Here is a 703-nt window from a genome sequence, read left to right on the forward strand (position 1 = left end):
GGCCCTTTGTTCCGCACATTGCCCACGGCAGTGTCGACTTTGAACCACTCGAAAGCCTCGGCCGGTTCGCCCTGGTGCAGCACCATTTGCTCGGCGCGCTCCTTGGGTGTGGCCGGGTCCAGCCATTCCCTGGCCAGGTCCGGCGTAAGCACCACGGGCCGCCGGTCATGGATGTCCACCATACCGCCGGCGCTGTCGGCGGTGATGATCACGAAGCCGTCATGCTCGCCCGGGCCTTCGTCGGCATCGGGCAGGTGGCCTATGGCGGCGCATAGCACCGGCGCGCCATCCCGCCGGCGGATCAGGTACGGCTGCTTCTTAGGCCCGCCTTCGTCCACCCACTCAAACCAGTTATCGATGGGCGTGATTGCCCGGTACGGCCAGATTGCGCGGAAGAACGGGCCGTGGGCCACCTTCTCGACGCGGGCATTGATCGGTGCAGCACGGTCCTTGGCCCAGTGCGGCCGCCATCCCCATCGCACCAGGTCGGCGTGCAGCAGATCACCCTGCAGGTGGAGCAGGGCAACCTGGGTGGACGGCGCCACGTTGTATCGTTCCAGCGGCAGCTCACCGACGGAGTTCGCCAGGGCATTGGGCATGCTCAGTGCCGCAACGAAGTCGTGAATGCCTGTGTACTGGGAAAGTCTTCCACACATGGCCTGGCCCTCAATCTGAAGCTTGAGCTTAGACGATGGTTTTCGGG

At 64.9% G+C, this 703-nt stretch carries 1 protein-coding gene; it reads right to left on the minus strand.

Features of this window, described 5'->3' with window-relative positions; genetic code table 11:
• Positions 1-656, minus strand: a 656-nt coding sequence (locus JV201_RS13460) for an SOS response-associated peptidase family protein (protein WP_219407171.1), incomplete at its 3' end; no start/stop codon positions are given.
• Positions 657-703 lie beyond the last annotated feature (47 nt).

This window comes from Pseudomonas sp. Colony2 (assembly GCF_019382755.1).
Classification (GTDB): Bacteria; Pseudomonadota; Gammaproteobacteria; order Pseudomonadales; family Pseudomonadaceae; genus Aquipseudomonas.